General features: G+C 73.0%; 1 protein-coding gene. It reads left to right on the forward strand.

The window, feature by feature from the left end:
• Window positions 1–33: 33 nt before the first annotated feature.
• On the forward strand, window positions 34–763 hold a 730-nt coding region (locus tag FMEAI12_RS00240), incomplete at its 3' end, for a transposase domain-containing protein (protein WP_235013536.1).

Here is a 763-nt window from a genome sequence, read left to right on the forward strand (position 1 = left end):
GAGCGGCGCAGGGGCGGGAAGCTCCCGCCGCATGTGACGGTCTATCTGACGTTGGGGATGTGCCTGTTCCCGGACGACGACTACGCCGAGGTCGCGGCGAAGGTCACCGGGTCGCTGGACCGGTTCGGCTGCTGGGACGCGGGCTGGGCGCCGCCGAGCGCGAGCGGGATCACCCAGGCGCGCAAAAGGCTGGGCCGGGCGGTGATGGCCGAGGTGTTCGAGCGGGTCGCGGGCCCGGTCGCGACACTGTCCACGCGCGGGGCGTGGCTGCGGGGCCGGCTGCTGCTCGCGATCGACGGGTTCGACGTCGACGTTCCTGACACCGAGGAGAACGCCGCCGAGTTCGGCTACGCCGGGTCGGGTGAGAAGCGGTCGGCCTTTCCGAAGATCCGGGTCGTCGCTCTGGCGGAGTGTGGCACGCACGCGTTCCGGGCCGCCGAGGTCGGCGGGTGGGCGACCAGCGAGAAGGCTCTGGCCCGGGGACTGCTGATGAGGCTTCGCCGGGACGAGGTACTGACCGCCGACCGGGGGTTCTACTCGTTCGACAACTGGGGACTGGTGGCCGGCACCGGCGCGGACCTGATCTGGCGGGCCCCGACCGGGCTGGGCCTGCCGGTCGTGAAGGTCCTGGCCGACGGCACGTTCCTGACCGTGCTGATCAACCCGAAGGTCACCGGTGCCCGGCGGCGGGCCGCGCTGCTCACCGCCGCGAAGGCCGGCACCGACCTCGACCCGGACGAGGCGCACCTGGCCCGGGTCGTCG

Origin of the sequence: Parafrankia sp. Ea1.12, from assembly GCF_900465275.1 — a bacterium.
GTDB classification, from domain to species: Bacteria; Actinomycetota; Actinomycetes; order Frankiales; family Frankiaceae; genus Parafrankia; species Parafrankia soli.